Raw genomic sequence first — 19829 nt, forward strand, 5'->3', positions numbered from 1 at the left:
GCCCTCAGGCGCGGGCGAAGGGAAAGGCCAGCACCGCGTCGATCGCGACACCGCCCTGCATCGCCATCAGCAGGCGCTCGATGCCGAGGGCGACGCCCGCGCAGTCGGGAAGGCCCGCGTCCAGCGCCGCGAGCAGGCGCGCATCCATCGCCGGCACGACCGCAGCGCGCGCGCGCCGCACCGCGCCGTCGCGCTCGAAGCGCGCCCGCTGCTCGGCGCCGTCGGCGAGCTCGTGGTAGCCGTTGGCGAGCTCCAGCGGCCCGAGGTAGAGCTCGAAGCGCTCGGCGACCGGCGGGTCGTCCCGGCGGATCCGCGCCAGCGCGCACTGCGTGGCCGGGTAGTCGTGGACGACGGTGATCGCGTCGTCCGCGAACGTCGGCTGGATGCGGTGGGTCATCAAGAGGTCGAGCCAGTCGTCGCGCCCTAGCCCCTCGGGATCGAGGACGACGTCGCCCAGCGCCGCGCGCAGCGCGGCCTCGTCGGCCGCGAAGGGATCCAGGTCCAGCACCTCGCGGTAGAGGCTGCCGTAGGCGACCGTGCGCACCGCCGCCTCGCGCCCCACCAGGGCCAGCGCCTGACCCACCAGTGCGGCGGTCTCGGCCATCAACCGGCGATGGTCGAAGCCGACGCGATACCACTCGAGCATGGTGAACTCGGGGTTGTGGCGGCGCCCCGCCTCGCCGTTGCGGAACACGCGGCCGAGCTCGTAGCAGTCGCCGACGCCGGCGGCGAGCAGGCGCTTGAGCGGGAATTCCGGCGAGGTGCGCAGCCAGCGCCGCACCGCGCCGGCCGCGCGCGGGCCGTCGAAGTCGAGGTGGAAGCTGGCGATGTTGGGATCGGTGTTGCCGGCTTCCGACAGGATCGGCGTCTCCACCTCGAGCACGCCGCGCTCGGCGAAGAAGCTGCGGATGGTGGCGTAGAGCCGGGCGCGCAGGCGCAGGGCCGCGAGGTCGGCGGTGGGCCGCCAGTCGTCGGCACTCACGGCGCGGCGCCGTGTCCGGCGAGGAAGTCCAGCAGGCGCGCCTCGTCCCACACCTCCACGCCGAGCTCCTGCGCCCTGGCGAGCTTGGAGCCCGCGGCCTCGCCCGCCACCAGCAGGTGGGTCTTCTTCGACACGCTGCCCGACACTTTGGCGCCCAGCGCCTCCAGGCGCGCGCCGGCCTCGTCGCGGGTCATCGCCGCGAGCGTGCCGGTCAGCACCACGGTGCGGCCGTCGAGCGGTCCGGCCGCCGTCGTCGCGGCGGCGGGCGCGGCATCGAGCAGGCGCCGCATCGCCGCCTCGCTCGCCATAAGCGCCGCGCGGTGCGCCGGATCGGCGAGATGCGCGCCGAGGTTGTCGGCGCCGGCGCTGGACAGGCCGGCCCCGGTCCAGCCGCTGGCGTTCGCCTTCAGCAGCGCGTCGAGGCTGCCGTAGGTCGCGGCCAGGCGCTCGGCGCTCTTGCCGCCGAGGTTGCGCACCGGCAGGGCCGAGAGCAGGTGCGCGAGGTCGAGCCGCTCGCGCAGCGCGGCCGAGGGTGCGGCCTCGTCGGCGAACACGATGCCGGCGGCCAGCAGCGCGTCGACCACAGCCTGGTTGCCGTCCTGCTCGAAGAAGCTGGCGATCGATTCGGCGACCTCGCCGCCGATGTCGGGCAGCGCGCGCAGCACCGGCGCGGGCGTGCTGCGGATGAACTCGAGCCGGCCCAGCCAGCCGGCCAGCGTCTTCGCGGTCGTCTCGCCCAGGTGCGCGATGCCGAGCGCGAACAGGAAGCGCGGCAGCGTGGTGCGCCGGCTCGCGTCCAGCGCGGCGACCAGGTTCTCGGCCCAGCGCGTGGCGATCTTGCCGGCCTTCGTCGTCTCCGGCACGGTGCCGTCGCGCTCGTCGGCCCGGCGCTTCATCTCGACGAAGGCGTCCACGTCGAGCCGGTACAGATCCGCCACCGTCTCCACGTAGCCGAAGTCGCACAGCGCCTCGACCAGGCGCTCGCCCAGGCCCTCGATGTCCATCGCCCGGCGCGAGGCGAAATGCCGCACCGCCTGCTTGCGCTGGGCGCCGCAGGTCAGGCCGCCGCTGCAGCGGTACACCGCCTCGCCCTCCTCGCGGACCAGGTCGGAGCCGCACACCGGGCACTGCGCCGGCATCCGCCAGGGCACGGTGCCGGCGGGACGGCGGTCCTCGATCACCCGCACGATCTCGGGGATGACATCGCCGGCGCGGCGCACGATCACGCTGTCGCCCTCGCGCGCATCCAGCCGCGCGACCTGGTCGGCGTTGTGCAGCGTCGCGTTGGTCACCACCACGCCGGCGACCTGCACCGGCTCCAGCCGCGCCACCGGGGTGGCGGCGCCGGTGCGCCCGATCTGGATTTCGATCGCGCGCAGCAGGGTCGACTCCTCCAGCGCCGGGAACTTGTGCGCCAGCGCCCAGCGCGGCGAACGCGAGACGAAACCCATCTCGCGCTGTCCGGCGATGTCGTCGAGCTTGTAGACGACGCCGTCGATTTCGTACGGCAGCGCCTGGCGCGCCTCGCCGATGCGCCGGAAGTAGGCGATGAGCCCGTCGAAGCCGGTGGCCGTCGTCGCCTCGGGCGCGACCGGGAATCCCAGCTCGCGCAGCAGGCGCAGGATCTCGGAGTGCGATTCGGGCAGGTCGATGCCGCGCACCTCGCCCACACCGTAGGCGAAGAACGCCAGCGGACGACGACGGGTGACCGCGGGATCGAGCTGGCGCAGCGACCCGGCAGCGCCATTGCGCGGATTCGCCAGCGGCTTCTCGCCCCGCTCCAGCGCGGCGACGTTGTAGCGCTCGAACTGCGCCTTCGGCATGTAGACCTCGCCGCGCACCTCCAGCACCGCCGGAGGGCGCACGGAGCGCAGGCGCAGCGGGATCGCGCGCACCTGCCTCAGGTTGGCGGTCACGTCCTCGCCGGTGGCGCCGTCGCCGCGGGTCGCGCCGAGCACGAAGGCACCGTTCTCGTAGCGCAGGCTGATCGCCAGCCCGTCGAGCTTGGGCTCGACCGAGAACTCCGGCGCCTCGACCTCGAGCCGCTCGCGGATGCGACGCTCGAACTCGGCGACCTCGCGATAGCGCGCGCGCAGGTCGTCGGCATCGGCCTCCACGTCCTCGAAGGCATTGGCCAGCGACAGCATCGGGATCGCGTGGCGCACCTCGGCGAAGCCCGCGTCCGGACGCGCGCCGACGGTACGGCTGGGCGAATCCGGCGTCGCAAGCTCCGGATGCTCGGCCTCCAGCGCCTCGAGTTCGCGCAGCAGGCGGTCGTACTCGGCATCCGGGATCGCCGGATCGTCGAGCACGTAGTAGCGGTGGTTCGCCTCGATCAGCTGCTGGCGGAGGTCGGCGATGCGGGCGGCGGGAGGCATGGGTGGGTTGGGAGCAGCGGGAAGCGGGAATGGGGACCTGGGCCGGTCGGGCGGACGTGCGGCGCGCCTGGGATCACGGCGTGCGCGCGAGGCGCCCTGGACAACGGACGGCGACGCGATGGACGACGCGCTTCGGGTCCCTAGTCCCGATTCCCGGGTCCCGCCTGATCCGCAACCCTCACCACCTCCGCGCCTCCTGCTTCTCGCGCTCGCGGTCGTAGCCGCGCAGTTCGTCGCGGATGTGGGCGATGCGCTGGCGGCCCAGCGCGTTGCGGTCCTCGTCGAGGACCACGCCGTCGAGGAGCTCGGCCATGCGCTGCGCCGTGGGCAGCAGGGTCTCCCAGGCGTCCAGCGCCGGCACCGGGGTCGGCAGGGTCATGAAGAAGGTGATGCCGGGCGTCTCCATCGACTGCACCGTGGTCATGTCGAAGTTGCCCGGCTGCACCATGCTGGCGACGCTGAAGATCGGGTCCTGCTCGGGGCGGCCGTCGACCAGGCGGTGATAGATGCCCATGTGGCCGTAGGTCAGGCCGGCCTTCTCGGCGGCGACCACCAGGTCCGGCCCGCGCAGCACCTCGCCCTCGCGCGCGGCGACGAACAGGGTGACGATGCGGTCGAACTTCTCCTCGCTGCGCGCGCCGAGCTGGCTGGCGGGCGTCGGTGCCGGTTCCGGCGCGGCGGCGACGCTGTCGATGAGGTCGAGCTCGGACTGCGCGCCGAGGTCGCCGTCGGACGCGTCCTGCGCCATGTCCGCCTCAAGCACCTCGCCCAGCGTCGGCTCGATCCGCCCGTGCTCGCGCTCGACGCGCGCCTCGCCGCGGCGCGCGTCGACGCGCCGGCCCTGCTCGGGCTTCCGCGCGCGGCCGAACCACCAGATGGCGAACAGCAGGATCGCGCCGGCGACGGCGAGAATGATGCGCAGGGTGGTCTGGTCCATCTGTCCTCCAGTCATGCCGGGCGCCCGGCGCGGCGGCCGCGCGGTCGCCGGCGGAATTCTCGTGCGGGCGCGGCGTGCGGCCCGTGAACCCGCGGACGGGCGGCGGCAAGCTTAGAGCGTGCGCAAAGGTGTGGCGAGCGTCACGACACCGCGGACGCGACGCGCGGCAGGCAGGAGCGGCTTCGCTCGCGGCCCACGGCCTGAGGGAATGCCTGCAGGAACCTGTCGGGGCTGAAGCCCCTCCCACACGAGCATCGCGGCTGAAGCCCGCTCCTACGGCCGCGGCGTTGCCTGGCTCAGCCGCCGACCATGCGCGTGGCTTCGGCCAGGTCGACCGAGACCAGGCGCGATACGCCGGGTTCGCGCATGGTCACGCCGGCGAGCTGCCGGGTCGACTCCATCGTCGCCTTGTTGTGGGTGACGATCATGAACTGCACCTTCTCGCTCATCTCGCCGACCATCGCGCAGAAGCGGCCGACGTTGGCCTCGTCCAGCGGCGCATCGACCTCGTCGAGCAGGCAGAACGGCGCCGGGTTGAGCTGGAAGATGGCGAACACCAGCGAGGCCGCGGTCAGCGCCTTCTCGCCGCCCGACAGCAGGCTCAGGTGCGAGGGGCGCTTGCCCGGCGGGCGCGCGATGATCGCGACGCCGGCGTCGAGCAGGTCGTCGCCGGTCAGCTCCAGATAGGCGTGGCCGCCACCGAACAGGCGCGGGAACAGGTCCTGGACGCCGGCGTTGACGCGGTCGAAGGTCTCCTTGAAGCGGCCGCGGGTCTCGCGGTCGATCTTGCGGATGGCGCCCTCCAGCGTCTCCAGCGCGCTGGCGAGATCGACGTGCTGGGCGTCGAGGTAGTCCTTGCGCTGCGACTGCTCGCCGTACTCCGAGATCGCGGCGAGGTTGACCGGCTCCAGCCGGCGCATGCGCTGCTCGAGATCGCCGACCTCGCGGCGCCAGCGCTCGGCGTCGGCGTCCTCCGGCAGGCCGGCGATGGCTGAGTCGAGGTCCACCTCGAGCTCGCGCACGTCGGCGCGCAGCTGCTCGGCGCGCAGGACCAGGGCCTGCTCCTCGAGCCGGCGCTTCGCCAGCGCCTCGCGCACGCCCAGGCTCTGCGCGTCGCGCTGCTGCCGCACCGCTTCATACTGGCGCAGCTCGCCCTGCACCGCGTCGACCGCGCCACGCGCGGCGGACAGGTCCTTCTCCGCGATCACGCGCTGGTCGAGCACGACCTGGCGCTCCTGCTGCAGGCGTTCGACCGGCGCGTCGCCCCCGGCGAGCTGGGCGTCGAGTTCGTCGCGCCGGCGCGCGGCCTGCTCGCGCTGGGCGTGGGCGCGCGCCAGCGCCTGTTCCACGGTGCCGAGCTTGGCGCGCTGCGATTCGATCTGCAGGGCGAGGCGGTGCGCGGTCTCGCGCGCCTCGCGGGCGATGCCGCGTGCGGACTCGCGGCGATCGTTGAGTTCGCGTCGCTGGGCGTCGAGCTGCTGGCGCTCGGCCTCGAGGTCGCCCATGCGCGACAGTGCCGTCTCGGCGCGCTGGCGCGCCTCGCGGACCTGCGCCTGGCCCTGCTCGGCGGCCTGGCCGAGCTGGTCCAGCTCGGCCTCGATGCGCTGCGCGCGGCCCTGCGCGGATTCGAGCTTGCCGCGCAGCGACTGCAGGCGCCCGGCCAGCTCGGACCCGCTGCGCTGGGCCGTGTACACGGTGCGCTGCGCGTCCTCGCGCTGCTGCTCGGCCTCGAGCATGCGCTCGCGCAGCGCGCTGATCTCCGCGTCCAGCCGGACCTCGCTCTCGCCGAGGCCCTCGATCTCCTCGCGCAGCGCCTGGATCTCGCGTTCGCGCACCAGCGCCCCGCCCTGCCCGGCATCGGCGCGCAGCACGCGCGCCCAGCCGCCGCCCAGCCACTCGCCGCCGCGCGTGACCACCGCCTCGCCCGCGCCCAGGGAGGCCAGGCGCGCGCGCGCCGCGGCGGCGTCCTCGGCGACCATCACCCGCGCCAGCATCGCGCGGATCCCGCGCGGGCCCTCGACCTGCGCGGCGAGCGACTCCGCCGGCACCTCGAGCTGCCCTTCCTCCGGGTCGAACAGGGCGATGCGCGCGTCGCGCACCCCGGCCAGGGCGTCCAGGTGCGTGTCCGGCGCGTCCACGCCGACCGCCTCGATCAGGCTGCCGAGCACGGTCTCCACCGCCGTTTCCCAGCCGCTGGCCACGCGCAGGCGCTCGCCCAGGCGCGGCGCCGCGTCGAGGCCGCGCTCCGCGAGCCAGCGCTGCGCCGCGCCCTTCTCCTGCCCGAGCGCGGCATGCTGCAGGGCCTCGAGCGAGGCGAGGCGGCCACGGGCGGACTGGGTCCGCTTGCGCGCCTCGGCGAGCTCGCCCTGCTTCTGGCGCTGCTGGACCTGGAGCTCGTCGAGCGCGGCGCGGCGTTCGTCGAGCTGCGCGGCGAGCCCGTCGAGCGAGGCGCGCTGGTGCTCGTGCTCCTCGGTCAGGCGCACGAGGTCGTCGTCGAGCGTGGCGACGTCGAGGCCGCCGCGTTCGGCGGCCAGCGTCTCGCGCCGGCGCTGGGCGTCGAGGCCCTGGCGCTCGAGATACTCGATGCGGGTGCGCTCGACCTCGGCCGCGCGCGCGGCCTCGGAATGCGCGGTGGCGTAGGCGTCCCAGCGCGCCTGCCAGGCGCCGAGCGCGGATTCGGTCTCGCGCAGCGCGTCCTGGCGCGCCTCGTCCTCCTCGCGCAGCGCCTCCAGGCGCGGGGTGTCGGCGTCGAGCGCGGCCTGCAGCGCGTCGCGCTCGCGGGTGTCGTCCTCGATGTGGCGGTCGAGCTCGACCAGCGCCGCCTCGGCCTCGGCACGGTTGCCGCGCAGGCGCTCGGTCAGCTCGCGCTGGTGGGTGATCTGCTGCTCGATCCGCGCGATCTCGGCGCCGACGCGATAGTTCTCGCTCTGCGCGCCCTGCAGGCGCTCGTTGGCCTCGGCGAGCTGCTCGCGGCAGGCCTCGATCTGCGCCTCGGCATGGCGCTGTTCGCTGACGAACTTCTCCAGCCGCGTCTCCTCGCCGCCGAGCGCCTCGCGCTGCGCGGCGAGTTCGGCGTCGATGCTGCGGAACTCCAGCGCCTTGAGCTGCACGTCGCGGGCCTTCCGCTCCGCCTGCAGGGCCTGGTACTGCTCGGCCGCGCGGGCCTGCCGGCGCAGGTGCTCGATCTGCTTGCCGACCTCCTCGCGCAGGTCGTTGAGGCGCTCCATGTTCTCGCGCGTGTGGCGGATGCGCGTCTCGGTCTCGCGGCGCCGCTCCTTGTACTTGGAGATGCCGGCCGCCTCCTCGAGGTGCACGCGCAGCTCCTCGGGCTTGGCGTCGATGACCTGCGAGATCATCCCCTGCTCGATGATCGAGTAGCTGCGCGGCCCCAGGCCGGTGCCGAGGAACAGGTCGGTGATGTCGCGACGCCGGCAGCGCGAGCCGTTGAGGTAGTAGCTGCTGGTGCCGTCGCGGCTGACCAGGCGCTTGACCGAGATCTCGTTGTAGCTGGCGTACTCGCCCACCACGGTGCCGTCGGAGTTGTCGAAGATCAGCTCGACGGTGGCCTGGCTCACCGGCTTGCGCCCGGAGGACCCGGAAAAGATCACGTCGGTCAGGCTGTCGCCGCGCAGGCGCGAGGCGGAGCTTTCGCCCATGACCCAGCGCACCGCGTCGATGATGTTCGACTTGCCGCAGCCGTTCGGACCGACGATGCCGGTCATGTTGGTGGGCAGGTGCAGGGTCGTCGGGTCGACGAAGGACTTGAAGCCGGCGAGTTTGACGGTGGACAGGCGCATCGAACGTCGGGCCGGGCGGCGCCGCTGGCGGTGCCGCCGCTGGAAGGGTCGGAAGGGGTGCCGCGGAACGCTCCGGCGCCCTGGGCGCCGGCCGTCGCGCGGCCACGAAGCTTGCGAGTATAGGCCCGCGCGGCGCCGACGCCCGGTCGGCGCCGCGACAGGCTCAGCCGCGGCCGGCCTCGGCGGGCGTGCGCGCGGTCATCGACAGTGCGTGGATGTCGGTCTGCATCAATCCGCCGAGGGCCTCGTAGACCGCGCGGTGGCGGGCCAGCGGGTTCATCCCCTCGAAGGCCGCGCTGACGATGTGCACGGTGAAGTGGCCGCGTCCGTCGCGGGCGCCGGCGTGGCCGACATGCTTGTGGCTGTCGTCGACCACCGCGAGGTCCAGCGGCGCGAGCGCCTGCTCCAGCGCCGCGCGGATGGCCGCGATCCGGCCGCTGTTGTCGGGCACGGTCATGGCAGCACCCGCCGGAACGGGCGCACGTCGGTGCGCGCATAGACGCCGGCGGCCACGTAGGGATCGGCATCGGCCCAGGCGCGGGCGGCGGCCAGCGAGTCGAACTCGGCGATCACGCAGCTGCCGCTGAACCCGGCCGGGCCGGGGTCCTCGGCATCGATCGCCGGGCACGGCCCCGCCACCAGCAGCCGCCCGGCGGCGCGCAGCGCCTCCAGCCGCGCCAGGTGCTCGGGCCGCGCGGCCTTGCGGGCGTCGAGCGCACCTTCCTTGTCGTAGCCGAGGATCAGGTACCACATCGGGACGTTTCCTCTACACTGGGCCGGCCATTCTAGGCCGCGATCGCGGTGGCGGGACCGTCCAGGGGACGGTCCGGGGCCGTCCACCGCATGGAACGTCCTCCAGGCCCGCGTCGGCCGCCTGCGCCGCGCGCCACCGTCCGCGCCGGCCACACCGCCGCACCGGCGGTGAGTTCGGCACGTCATCGCCATCGTTTTTGCGCGGGCCGACGCCGTCGGCCGCGCACGCACCGGGCATCCGCAATGAGCGACAGAGTCGAGGTCCATCCCGTGAATCCGCAGGGCCGCCTGATCGAGGCGGCCGCGGAGCGCCTGGTCGAGGGCGCGCTGGTGCTGTGCCCGACCGATGCGGGCTACACCCTGGTCTGGAGCCAGGCCTCGCGCGATGCCGAGGAGCGCGTGCAGCGCCTGCGCGCGCTGGACACCAAGCATCCCTTCACCTTACTCTGCGCCGCCATGAGTGAGGCCGGACGTCTGGCCCGGCTCGATAACCGGACCTTCCAGCTGTTCCGGTCGCTGACGCCGGGGCCCTGCACGTTCATCCTGCCGGCCTCGCCCGAACTGCCCCGCCGCCTCAAGCAGTCCAAGCGCCGCACCATCGGGATCCGCATTCCGGACCACCCGGTGACGCAGGCGCTGATCGCTGCGGTCCGCGAGCCGCTGCTCTCGACCACCGCCGCACTGCCGGACGACGAGGACGTTCCCAGCCACGACGCCGAAGCCATGGCCGAGCGCTGGCTGCGCCACGTCGACGTGATGCTCGACGCCGGGGACTGTCCGCCCGGTCCGACCAGCATCATCGACGCGAGCGGGAAGGACGAACCGCAGGTCGTGCGCCAGGGCTTCCAGCCGCTGCCGTTCTAGACCTGAAGAAGCGAAACGGTGCCGCGAACCGGCACGCCCTGAACCGCGGCGCCGACGCCGCCGACCGCCGCCAGTTCGATGACCGAACCCCAAGCGCAGCCAGCGCCCGAGCAGACCGAAACCGCCGCGCATGCGGGGCGCCAGCAGGAAATGCCGCTGGCCGTGGTCCGCGGCGAGCCGGTGCTGCAGATCCCGCAGGACCTGTACATCCCGCCGGACGCGCTCGAGGTCATCCTGGACGCGTTCGAGGGCCCGCTCGACCTGCTGCTCTACCTGATCCGGCGCCAGAACCTCGAGATCCTCGACATCCCGATCGCCGAGATCACCCGCCAGTACGTGGCCTACATCGAGGCGATGCAGGGCCTGCGCTTCGAGCTCGCCGCCGAATACCTGGTGATGGCCGCGATCCTGGCCGAGATCAAGTCGCGGATGCTGCTGCCGAAACCGGTGGCCGAGGACGGCGAGGAGATCGACCCCCGCGCCGACCTGGTCCGTCGCCTGCAGGAGTACGAACGCTTCAAGCAGGCCGCCGAGGACATCGACGCCCTGCCGCGCATGGAGCGCGACACCGCGCCGGTGGCCGCCTTCGTCGCCGACCGCACCGTGGTGCGCGCGCCGCCGCAGGTCGACCTGCGCGAGATGCTGCTGGCGCTCAAGGACGTGCTGCATCGCGCCGACCTGTCCGGGCACCACAACGTGCGCCGCGAGGCGCTGTCGGTGCGCCAGCGGATGGGTGATGTGCTGTCGCGGCTGGGCGACGGCGCCTTCCACGCCTTCGAATCGCTGTTCGTCGAGGGCGAGGGCCGGCTGGGCGTGGTGGTGACCTTCCTGGCGATGCTCGAACTGGCCAAGGAGCGCCTGGTCGAGATCGTGCAGGAGGAACCGCTCACGCCGATCTACCTGCGTTCGCTGGCGGCGCCGGCGGACGAGGACGGCGACGCCGGGCTGGATGCGGACGCCGATGCCGCCGCGGGCGACGACGGCGACGCGGTCGAGCCGGTCGAGCCGCCGCCGTCCGGATCCGCGCGCTGATGGCCGACGCCCCCGCACCGGCCCCGGCACGGCCGGGCCTCCTGCCGCGTCCGCGCGGCGCCTGAACGTCCACGACCTTCGGATTCACGCATGCACGCCGACGAGCCCACGTCCGACATCGCCGCTCCCGCGCCCGACCGGGCCGCGTCCGCTCCCGCGCAGCGGGACGAAACGGCCGATGGTGCGCAGACGCCCGCGAGCGCAGGCACCGGGGCGGACGAGGCCGCGGACGCGCGCGGCGATGCCCCGGCGGGTGCGGCCGCGCCTCCCGCGGCGCTCGTGCGCCGGGTGGTCGAGGCCGCGCTGCTCGCCGCTCCGCAGCCGCAGACCCTGGCCAACCTCTACGCGCTGTTCTCCGAGGAGCGCCGTCCGGCGCCGGGCAGCATCGAGCATGCGCTGGAGGACCTGCGCGCCGACTGCGCCGAACGCGGCGTCGAGCTGGTCGAGGTCGCCTCCGGCTTCCGCTTCCAGGTCGCCGCCGACGTGCATCCCTGGATCACCGGGCTGTGGGCGGAGCGGCCGACCCGCTACACCCGCGCCACCCTGGAGACGCTCGCGCTGATCGCCTACCGGCAGCCGATCACCCGCGGCGAGATCGAGCAGATCCGCGGCGTGGCGGTGAGCAGCAACATCATCAAGTCGCTCGAGGAGCGCGAGTGGATCCGGGTCATCGGCCACCGCGACGTGCCCGGGCGCCCCGCCCTGTTCGGCACCACCAGGGGCTTCCTCGACTATTTCGGGCTCAAGAGCCTGGACGCGCTGCCGCCGCTGTCGGAACTGCGCGACCTCAACGAGCTCGACCCGCAGCTGCCGTTCGACACCGAGGTCCCGGCCGCCGCGCGCGTACGCCTGTCCGATTTGCCGGACGAGGACGAGGCGCTGGAGGAGGACGCCGACGGGGACGACGGCGATGCGCTGCCGCGCGCCGAACCCGACCCCGAGGACGTGCCGGACAGCGATCCGCACGACCTCGAGGACGGCAACACCCACGATCCCACCGAGGGCGCCGAGGCGCTGCCCGGCGGGCCGCTCGCCGACCCCGCCGACGCGGCCACCGATACCGATTCCGAGCCGGACCCGACGCCCCAGGGCGGACGTGCCGGCCGCACCCCGGACGCCGTCGCGACGACGACCGTCCCCACCGAAGAGGCCGACGCGCAAGGCGATCGGCCGGAGCACTCCGCATGACCCAGAAGTCATCCAGCGACGCCAGCCGTCGCGTCCTCTCGCTCAACCGCGAGTCCACATCCGCAGGTGCGGAACGCCTCGAGGAACGCCTGCACAAGGTGCTCGCCCAGGCCGGCCTCGGCTCGCGCCGCGCGCTCGAGCAGCGCATCGGCGACGGCCTGGTCAAGGTCAACGGCGAGACCGCGCAGATCGGGCAGTCGGTCCGCGGCGGCGACCGCATCGAGATCGACGGCCGCACCTTCGTCGCCACCGCGCTCACCGACGCGCCGCGCGTGCTGGTCTACAACAAGCCGGAAGGCGAGGTGACCACGCGCGACGATCCCGAGGGCCGCCCCACCGTGTTCGACGCCCTGCCGCCGATCAAGGGCGCGCGCTGGATCGCGGTCGGCCGCCTCGACATCAACACCACCGGCCTGCTCCTGCTCACCACCGACGGCGAGCTCGCCAACGCACTGATGCATCCCTCGCACGAGGTCGAACGCGAGTACGTCTGCCGCGTGCGCAGCCCCGAAGGCGTCGACGACGCGGTGGTGCCGCCGGAGGTGATCCGGCGCCTGACCCAGGGTGTCGAGCTCGAGGACGGCCCGGCGAAGTTCGAGGTCGTGGAGCCGATCGGCACCAGCGAATCGCACGCCTGGCTGCGCGTGGTCGTGGCCGAGGGCCGCAACCGCGAGGTGCGCCGGCTGTGGGAGAGCCAGGGCTACCAGGTCAGCCGCCTCAAGCGCGTGCGCTACGGCACCGTCACCCTGCCCCGCCCGCTGCTGCGCGGGCGCAGCGAGGAGCTGCCGGAGGCCGAGATCAAGGCGCTGCGCCAGTCGCTCGGGCTCGAGGACACCACCCCGGCGCTGACCCTGCAGCCGGTGATCGGCCAGCGCCGCGCGCGGGTCGAGATCCAGACCGGTGGCCGCGAGAAGCAGAATTCCTACCTCAACGGCCACGTCGACGACGAGGCGCGCGAATTCCGCCGCTTCGACAACCTCCGCGAGGACACCTCGGGCCGGCGCGGCCGGCCCGGCGGCAAGCGCGGCGGCGGGGGCCGCGGCGGCAAGGGCGGCGACGACAACCGCGGAAACACCCTGCGCGGCGGCAACCAGGGCCCCTCGCCCTACACCGCGCTGACCGTCAGCGGCGACGCCGCCGCGCGCGGCGGCCCGGTGCGGCGCGGCAAGCCGCGGCGCCAGGGCGGGGGCGAGGCCAACGGCAACGTCGGCGGCCCCGGCGCCTCCAACCCGGCGGCCTTCCGCACCTGGTACGTACCCGAAGGCGTGGACACCGGTCCGTCCGGTCACCGCAATCCCGGCGCACGCGGGCCCAAGCGCGGCCCCGGCGGCCCCGGCGGTGGCAAGCCGCGCGGCGCGGGCGGCCAGGGCACGCCCTACGGCAAGCCGGGCGGCCAGGCGCGAGGACCCGGCGGCCCGCGCGGCGGCCGGCCCGGTGGCGGCGGGCCCAAGCCCGGCGGCAACCGCGGCGGCGGCCCGCGTCGTGGCGGCGGCGGTGGCGGCGGTCCGCGTGGATCCGGCGGCGGCAACCGCGGCGGCTGAGCGCGACGGACAGTGAACCGGAAGGCGGGCCCAGGCCCGCCTTTTCTTTTCGCATTCCGGGCCTACCGCTGCCGCCCGCGCTTCCCGCCCTGCGGCCTCCGTCCTGCGCTCCCCGCCCGCTATCCGCTGCCCACCGCGCCTCCCCCGCTCCCCGACGGCACCGCGAGCCGCATCACGGATCGCGGATTCACGCGCCGTGAAACAGTGACGGGGTTCGACGGATGCCCCGCCCGCGCTTCAGGACCCAGCGCCCGGGCCGTTAGCCTTTTCAGTGCCGGACGACCTCCGCGTGCACCGGCCTGCCCCCCTCGATCCACCTCGACGCCCCTGGAGGGCGCCATGAACGTCCTACGCCTGCTCATCGTGCTGCTCGCCGGCACGGCGGCCTGCGTCGCCCATGCCGCGACCGGCGACCGCCTCGACATCGACCAGTTCCGCCTGACCTGGGAGGAGCGCTTCGACACCCTCGACGTCTCCGCCTGGGGCACGCCGCCCGCGCGCTGGATCGCGCACACCCCGTGGTACGGCGACTTCGGCGATGCCCGCTTCACCGACCCCGGCAACGGTTTCCCCTTCACCACCCGCGCCGGGGTGCTGCGCATCGAGGCCCGCAAGGGCAGCGACGACGTGTGGCGCTCGGGCCTGCTGTCGAGCGTGGACACCGCGGGCAACGGCTTCGCCCAGAAGTACGGCTACTTCGAGGCACGGATGAAGTTCCCGCCGGGCAAGGGGGTGTGGCCGTCGTTCTGGCTCATCGGTCGCGACCGCGTCTCCGGCGCCAGCGACCACACGGCGGAGATCGACGTCGTCGAGTACTACGGCCGCGCCCCCGGCGAGTTCCGCAGCGCCGCACACATCTGGCCGCGGGCCGGCAGCACGGTGCAGGAGAGCCACCGCCACAACCGGCACGAGGTCGCGAATTCGCTCACCGCCAACTTCCACACCTACGGCGTGCTGATCGGCGAGACGGACACGGTCTACTACTTCGACCGCAGGGAGATCTGGCGCTTCCCGACCCCGCCGCAGTACCGGGTGCCGATGTTCCCCCTGGTCAACCTCGCCCTGGGCGGCGGCTGGCCGATCGACGAGACGCCGAACCCGTCCTACCTCTACGTGGACTACGTACGCGCCTATTCGGAAGCGCCTGCCGCGACCAAGACGCCAGCCCGCCGCGCGTCGTTCTTCAGCCGCATCGCCCCGCCCCGGCGTTGAGGGTGCGGGTCGGCCGCCGCCTGCGCGGCTTCGCACGGCCTTAACGGAAAACAAGCATTTTGATGCCCCCTTCACGCCATCATCCGGCGGCGTGACGCCCTGAACGGACCATCGCATGACCCCGAAGCGCCTCGCCGGCTTCGCCGCCACTGCCCTGCTGTTCGTCGCGCCTGCCTTGTCCGCCGCGCCGCTCGACGTTCCCCCCGCCCCGGCATCGCTGCTGGCGGCCGGCGGCTCCCTGGGCGGGCTCACGGCCGACCGCATGGGCGCCACGGTGCGCCCGCGACCGGCGGACGCCGCCGCAGCGCAGCCGAAGGCGGACGTCGCGCCGGCATGGGTCGACACGGTGATGGCCCGCTCGATGGCGCTGCTCGGCACGCCGTACCGCTGGGGCGGCAGCAGCCCGGAGCAGGGCTTCGACTGCAGCGGCCTGGTGCGCTACGTGCTCGGCGACAGCCTGGCCGCCGAGCTGCCGCGCCGCTCGCGCGACATGGCACGGATGCGCGGCGCCGAGCGCATCGGCGACCGCAGCGAGCTTGCGGTCGGCGACCTGGTGTTCTTCGGCCGCAGCGGCCGGGTCGACCACGTCGGCATCTACGTCGGCGACGGCCGCTTCGTGCACGCGCCCAGCCGCGGCAAGGCGGTCCGCATCAGCTCCATGGGCGAGGCCTACTGGCGCAAGCGCTACGTCGAGGCGCTGCGGGTGAAGCCGGCGCGCGGCTGAACCCGCGCATGCGCATCGGCCTGATCGCCGACACCCACGGCCTGCTGCGCCCGCAGGCGCTGGAGTTCCTGCAGGGCAGCGACGCCATCCTCCACGCCGGCGACATCGGCGATGCGTCGATCCTCGAGCGGCTGACCGCGCTCGCGCCGCTGACGGTGGTCCGCGGCAACAACGACACCGCCGCTTGGGCGGCATCGATCCCCGAGACGGTGGAGCTCGACTTCGCCGGCGTCGCGGTGCACATGCTCCACGACCTCAAGACCCTGGCCTGCGACCCGGGCGCGCGCGGCGTGCGCGTGGTGGTGGCCGGGCATTCGCACAAGCCGGGCTGCCACGAGCGCGACGGCGTGCTGTTCGTGAACCCCGGCAGCGCCGGGCCGCGGCGCTTCCGCCTGCCGGTCTCGGTCGGCGAGCTGCGCATCGCCGAGGGTACGGTCGAGGTGAGGCTGCAGGAGCTCGCGGTCGGCTGAGCCGGCGCCTCCGTTCGCGTCCGATGCACGCGCGCCGACGCCCAATGACGCTCCGCCCGGCAACGACGGAGGCAGCCATGCGACTCAACGGATGCGGCGAAGGCGACGCGGTGGTCGTGGTCTACACCAACGGCAGCCGCAGGCTCGGGGTGATCTCCTCGCTGAGCGAGCATTTGCTGGTCCTCGAGGACCTGCACCTGGGCGCGGTCAGCATCCCCGTGCGCGACATCGCCAGCGTGACCAAGCAGGACTGATGCGACGCCTCGTCCATGCCTGCGCGACGCTCGCCTGCGTCGCGTCGCTCGCGGCCTGCGCGCCGACCGAGCTGCGCAACCCCCTCGCGACCTGGGTGCCCTCGCCCAACCACGGGCCGCGGCGGCCGAGCCTGATCGTGATCCACCACACCGAGCAGGACTCGGTGCGCGAGAGCCTCGACACCCTGCGCACCCGCAACGCCGGCGGGCCGGTCAGCGCGCACTACCTGATCGGCGACGACGGCCACATCTGGCAGCTCGTGGCCGACGACCGCCGCGCCTGGCATGCCGGCGGCGGCAGCTGGGGCGACATCACCGACGTCAACTCGGCCTCGATCGGCATCGAACTCGACAACGATGGCCGCGAACCCTTCTCCGACGCCCAGGTCGACAGCCTGCTGCGCCTGCTGGCCGACCTCACCACGCGCTGGAGGATCCGTCCCGAGCGGGTGATCGGCCACGGCGACATGGCGCCGGGCCGCAAGGTCGATCCCAGCGCGTTGTTTCCCTGGCACCGTCTCGCGCAGGCGGGCTTCGGGCTGTGGCCCGATACCCTGGACGTCGCGGTGCCGGCGGATTTCGACCCGTGGCGGGCGCTGCACCGGATCGGCTACGGCCTGGACGACCGCGAGGCGACGGTGCGCGCCTTCCATCGCCACTTCCGCGGCAGCGAGGGCGCCGCCCTGGACGAGACCGACCTGCGCATCCTGCACGCGCTGACCCGCGTGCGCTGAGGCCTCAGCCGCGCAGGTTCGCCACCCACAGCGCAAGGATGATCGCCGGGGCGACGATGCCGGCGACGATCCGCACCGCACGCAGCCCCGCGCCGTCGGCCGCGCCCTCCGCCGCGCCGAGCGCGCGCCGCACCTGCGGCCACGCGACCCAGCACGCGAACAGCGCGATCCCGGCGCCGCCCAGCGGCAGCATGATGTTGGAGACGAGGTAGTCCATCGCCTCGAAGAGGGTGCGCCCGCCGATCCGCCAGCCGTTCCAGATGCCGAACGAGAGTGCCGCGGGCGTGCCGGCCAGCAGCACCAGCACGGCCACGGCGATGCTCACCGGACCGCGGCGCCAGCCGAAGCGATCGCCGAGGGAGGCCGCGACCAGCTCCAGCATCGAGATCGACGAGGTCAGCGCGGCCACCGCCAGCAGCACGAAGAACAGCACCGCGAACACCTGCCCGGCGGGCAGGAAGGCGAATACCGCCGGCATCACCATGTACGACAGCCCTGGTCCCTGCGCCGGGCTCATGCCGAGCGCGAACACCGGCGGCAGCACCATCAGCCCGCCCAGGACCGAGGCCAGCGTGGTCAGCGCCACCACCCATGCCGCCGAGCGCGGCAGGTCGATCTCCGGGCCCACGTAGGAGCCGTAGACGAGCATGGCGCCGATGCCGGTGGACAGCGAGAACAGCGCCAGGCCCAGGGCGTCGATCACCACCGCGGCATGCAGCGCGCCGAAGTCCGGCGCCAGGAAGCTGCGCAGCCCCTGCGCCGCGCCCGGCAGGGTCAGGCCGCGCACGATCAGCACCAGCATCAGCAGGAACAGCAGCGGCATCAGCACCTTGCTCGCCGCCTCGATGCCCTTCTGCACGCCGCCCAGCACCACTGCCAGGGTCAGGCCGACGAAGGCCGCCAGCGCCGCCACGCTGTGCACGGGATCGGCGGTGAACGCTCCGAAGATCGCGCCCAGACGTTCGCCGTCGGTGGTCACGATGCTGCCGTCGAAGGCCTTGAGCACGTAGGCCAGGGTCCATCCGCCGACCACGCTGTAGAACGAGAACAGCACGAAGCCGCCGACCACGCCCCACCAGCCCAGCAGCGACCAGCCGCGCGGACCGAGCGCGGCGAAGGCGCGCAGCGCGCCGCGCTGCGCGGCGCGTCCGATCGCCATTTCCACCAGCAGCAGGCACAGGCCGAGGCTGAAGATCAGGGCGAAGGTCAGCAGCAGGAAGGCGCCGCCGCCGTTCTGCCCGGCCACGTAGGGGAATTTCCAGATCGCGCCGAGGCCGACCGCCGACCCGGCCGCGGCCAGGATGAACCCGAGCCGCGAGGCCCACTGCGAATTGCTCATGCCACTCCCCTGCGTCAGGGCGCAGAAGGTAGAGCACCCGGCGCCGGAGCGCGAGGCGTCCGCGCGGACCGTGTCAGCGCGGACCGCCGCGCGCCGCGCGCCGCTGCTCGTAGACGCGCAGGTGTGCCGCCGCCAGACGCAGCAGCGGCGTGTCGAGGCCCTCCGCGCGCGCGAGCAGGTCGTCGAGGATGTGCGCATGCTCGGTGCGCGCGCCGCGCTCGAGGTCCTTGAGCATGGAGGCCTCGAGCGACGAATCGGCGGCGGCCAGCAGGCGACGGTCGCGCTCGAGCGATGCCTCGCGCGGCGCATGCCCGTGCCGGGCCGCGACCGCCGCGCACTCGGCGTGCAGCGCCAGCGCCGCGTCGCCGGCACCGGCCGCCACCAGCTCGCCGATCGAACCGCGCAGCAGGCAGTTGATGCCGGCGGCGGTGGCGATGAACACCCACTTCTCCCACATCTCCTGCAGGATCGAGCCGCTGGCGCGCACGTCGAAGCGCGCCGGGGCCAGCGCCTGCGCCAGCGCCTCGACCCGCGGCGACCGCGCGCCGTCGGGCTCGCCGAAGGACAGCGCGTGGGTCGCGTTGAGATGGCGGACATGGCCGGCATCGTCCAGGGTCGCCGAGATGAAGCACTGCCCGCCGAGCACCGGCCCGGGGCCGAAGCGCGCCTCGATCGCCCGCAGGTGGGCCATGCCGTTGAGCATCGGCACGATGGCCGTGCCGGTGCCGACCGCGGGCGCGACGTCGTCCAGGGTGGCGTCGAGATCGTAGGCCTTGCAGCCGAGCAGGACGGCGTCGAACGGGTCTGCCGATCGCAGCGCATCCGCCTGCACGCTCGGCGGCGCGTCGATGCGCAGGTCGCCGTGCGGGCTATGCACCACCAGGCCTTCTCCGGCCAGCTGCGCCGCACGCCGCGGCCGCACCAGGAAGGTCGTGTCGATGCCGGCCTCGAGCATCCGCGCACCGAAATAGCCACCGAGCGCGCCCGCGCCCACCACCAGGATCCGCATCGCACTCCTCCTCCGCCGGTCGCGACGATACCCGCCGCGGACGGTCCATACGAGCACGGACGAGCTACGCTTCGCGGCGTCGCCCGCGAGCACGGCATGGACATCCTCCGCACCCGACGCCTGCTGTTGCGCCGCTTCACGGTCGCCGACGCGCGCAGCTATCGCCGCCTCGTCGCGGACCCCCGCGTCACACCCGGGAGGCGCCGATCGAGCGCGTCGAGGACGTGCGCGAACTGCTGCTGGCGCGGCCGATCCGCGACTACGCCGTGCACGGCTTCGGGCGTCTGGCCTGCATCGACCTCGACAGCGGCCACCTGATCGGCTTCTGCGGGCTGAAATTCAGCGAGGAACTCGGCGCGATCGATATCGGCTATCGCTTCGTGCCCGAATGCTGGGGCAAGGGCTACGCGACCGAGAGCGCCCGCGCGGTGATCGACGACCACGTGATGCGCCACGGCGCGACCCGCATCGTGGCGGTGGTCGACCCGGCGAACGCCGGCTCGATCAACGTGCTGCACAAGCTGGGCCTGGAGTTCGAGCGCCCTCTCACCGCCGACGAGGGAGCCGGCGCGCTCCATCTCTACAGCGGGCGCTTCGGCGATGCCTGAGCGCGCC

At 73.6% G+C, this 19829-nt stretch carries 18 protein-coding genes; 10 read left to right on the forward strand and 8 right to left on the reverse strand.

What is annotated here, in order from left to right:
• Positions 1-4: 4 nt before the first annotated feature.
• From epmA to KB893_RS10345, 6 genes are all read right to left on the reverse strand, one after another.
• Entirely contained in the window at positions 5-982 is a 978-nt protein-coding gene (gene epmA, locus KB893_RS10320) for an EF-P lysine aminoacylase EpmA (protein WP_211927184.1), read from the reverse strand.
• Positions 979-3360, reverse strand: a complete 2382-nt coding sequence (ligA, locus tag KB893_RS10325) for an NAD-dependent DNA ligase LigA (protein WP_213173664.1) — start codon at positions 3358-3360, stop codon at positions 979-981. The genes epmA and ligA overlap by 4 nt, the downstream gene beginning before the upstream one ends.
• A 178-nt stretch (positions 3361-3538) precedes the next feature.
• Entirely contained in the window at positions 3539-4312 is a 774-nt protein-coding gene (gene zipA / locus KB893_RS10330; RefSeq protein WP_425491160.1) for a cell division protein ZipA, read from the reverse strand.
• A gap of 281 nt (positions 4313-4593) precedes the next feature.
• The gene (gene smc / locus KB893_RS10335; RefSeq protein ID WP_211926925.1) at positions 4594-8094 is read right to left on the reverse strand and encodes a chromosome segregation protein SMC; all 3501 of its coding nucleotides are present in this window, start codon (positions 8092-8094) and stop codon (positions 4594-4596) included.
• A 163-nt stretch (positions 8095-8257) separates the two neighbouring features.
• A complete protein-coding gene (locus KB893_RS10340) occupies positions 8258-8551 on the reverse strand; it encodes a BolA family protein (RefSeq protein WP_211926924.1) in 294 nt (97 codons plus the stop codon).
• Positions 8548-8847, reverse strand: a complete 300-nt coding sequence (locus KB893_RS10345) for a YciI family protein (RefSeq protein WP_211926923.1) — start codon at positions 8845-8847, stop codon at positions 8548-8550. The genes KB893_RS10340 and KB893_RS10345 overlap by 4 nt, the downstream gene beginning before the upstream one ends.
• A gap of 243 nt (positions 8848-9090) precedes the next feature.
• Between KB893_RS10345 and KB893_RS10350 the strand changes: the two genes are divergently transcribed.
• The 9 genes from KB893_RS10350 to KB893_RS10390 all read left to right on the forward strand — a co-directional run bounded on the left by KB893_RS10350 (position 9091) and on the right by KB893_RS10390 (position 16866).
• Positions 9091-9711, forward strand: a complete 621-nt coding sequence (locus KB893_RS10350; protein WP_211926922.1) for an L-threonylcarbamoyladenylate synthase — start codon at positions 9091-9093, stop codon at positions 9709-9711.
• A gap of 78 nt (positions 9712-9789) precedes the next feature.
• Positions 9790-10743, forward strand: a complete 954-nt coding sequence (locus KB893_RS10355; protein WP_211926921.1) for a segregation and condensation protein A — start codon at positions 9790-9792, stop codon at positions 10741-10743.
• 90 nt (positions 10744-10833) lie between these two features.
• Positions 10834-11931: an SMC-Scp complex subunit ScpB gene (gene scpB, locus KB893_RS10360; protein ID WP_211926920.1), complete on the forward strand. Its 1098-nt coding sequence runs from the start codon at positions 10834-10836 to the stop codon at positions 11929-11931.
• Complete coding sequence (locus KB893_RS10365; protein ID WP_211926919.1) at positions 11928-13472, forward strand: pseudouridine synthase; 1545 nt, start codon at positions 11928-11930, stop codon at positions 13470-13472. Before scpB ends, KB893_RS10365 begins: the two co-directional genes overlap by 4 nt.
• A 339-nt stretch (positions 13473-13811) precedes the next feature.
• On the forward strand, positions 13812-14684 hold the full coding sequence (locus tag KB893_RS10370) for a glycoside hydrolase family 16 protein (RefSeq protein WP_211926918.1): 873 nt from the start codon (positions 13812-13814) through the stop codon (positions 14682-14684).
• A gap of 115 nt (positions 14685-14799) precedes the next feature.
• A complete protein-coding gene (locus KB893_RS10375) occupies positions 14800-15408 on the forward strand; it encodes a C40 family peptidase (RefSeq protein WP_213173665.1) in 609 nt (202 codons plus the stop codon).
• 8 nt (positions 15409-15416) lie between these two features.
• On the forward strand, positions 15417-15878 hold the full coding sequence (locus tag KB893_RS10380; protein ID WP_213173666.1) for a metallophosphoesterase family protein: 462 nt from the start codon (positions 15417-15419) through the stop codon (positions 15876-15878).
• A gap of 77 nt (positions 15879-15955) precedes the next feature.
• On the forward strand, positions 15956-16132 hold the full coding sequence (locus KB893_RS10385) for a hypothetical protein (protein ID WP_211927674.1): 177 nt from the start codon (positions 15956-15958) through the stop codon (positions 16130-16132).
• A complete protein-coding gene (locus KB893_RS10390; protein WP_211927673.1) occupies positions 16132-16866 on the forward strand; it encodes an N-acetylmuramoyl-L-alanine amidase in 735 nt (244 codons plus the stop codon). The genes KB893_RS10385 and KB893_RS10390 overlap by 1 nt, the downstream gene beginning before the upstream one ends.
• A 4-nt stretch (positions 16867-16870) precedes the next feature.
• On the opposite strand, the gene KB893_RS10395 is transcribed toward KB893_RS10390, so the two are convergent.
• Together KB893_RS10395 and KB893_RS10400 are read right to left on the reverse strand one after the other, a co-directional pair.
• Positions 16871-18205, reverse strand: coding sequence for a sodium-dependent transporter (locus KB893_RS10395; RefSeq protein ID WP_211927672.1), 1335 nt, complete (start codon positions 18203-18205; stop codon positions 16871-16873).
• A gap of 73 nt (positions 18206-18278) precedes the next feature.
• On the reverse strand, positions 18279-19214 hold the full coding sequence (locus KB893_RS10400; RefSeq protein WP_213173667.1) for a ketopantoate reductase family protein: 936 nt from the start codon (positions 19212-19214) through the stop codon (positions 18279-18281).
• Between the two features lie 224 nt (positions 19215-19438).
• Between KB893_RS10400 and KB893_RS10405 the strand changes: the two genes are divergently transcribed.
• A complete protein-coding gene (locus KB893_RS10405) occupies positions 19439-19822 on the forward strand; it encodes a GNAT family N-acetyltransferase (RefSeq protein ID WP_211927670.1) in 384 nt (127 codons plus the stop codon).
• The last annotated feature ends 7 nt before the right edge of the window (positions 19823-19829 follow it).

The sequence above is a fragment of the Coralloluteibacterium stylophorae genome, assembly GCF_018122625.2.
Taxonomy (GTDB): domain Bacteria; phylum Pseudomonadota; class Gammaproteobacteria; order Xanthomonadales; family Xanthomonadaceae; genus Coralloluteibacterium; species Coralloluteibacterium stylophorae.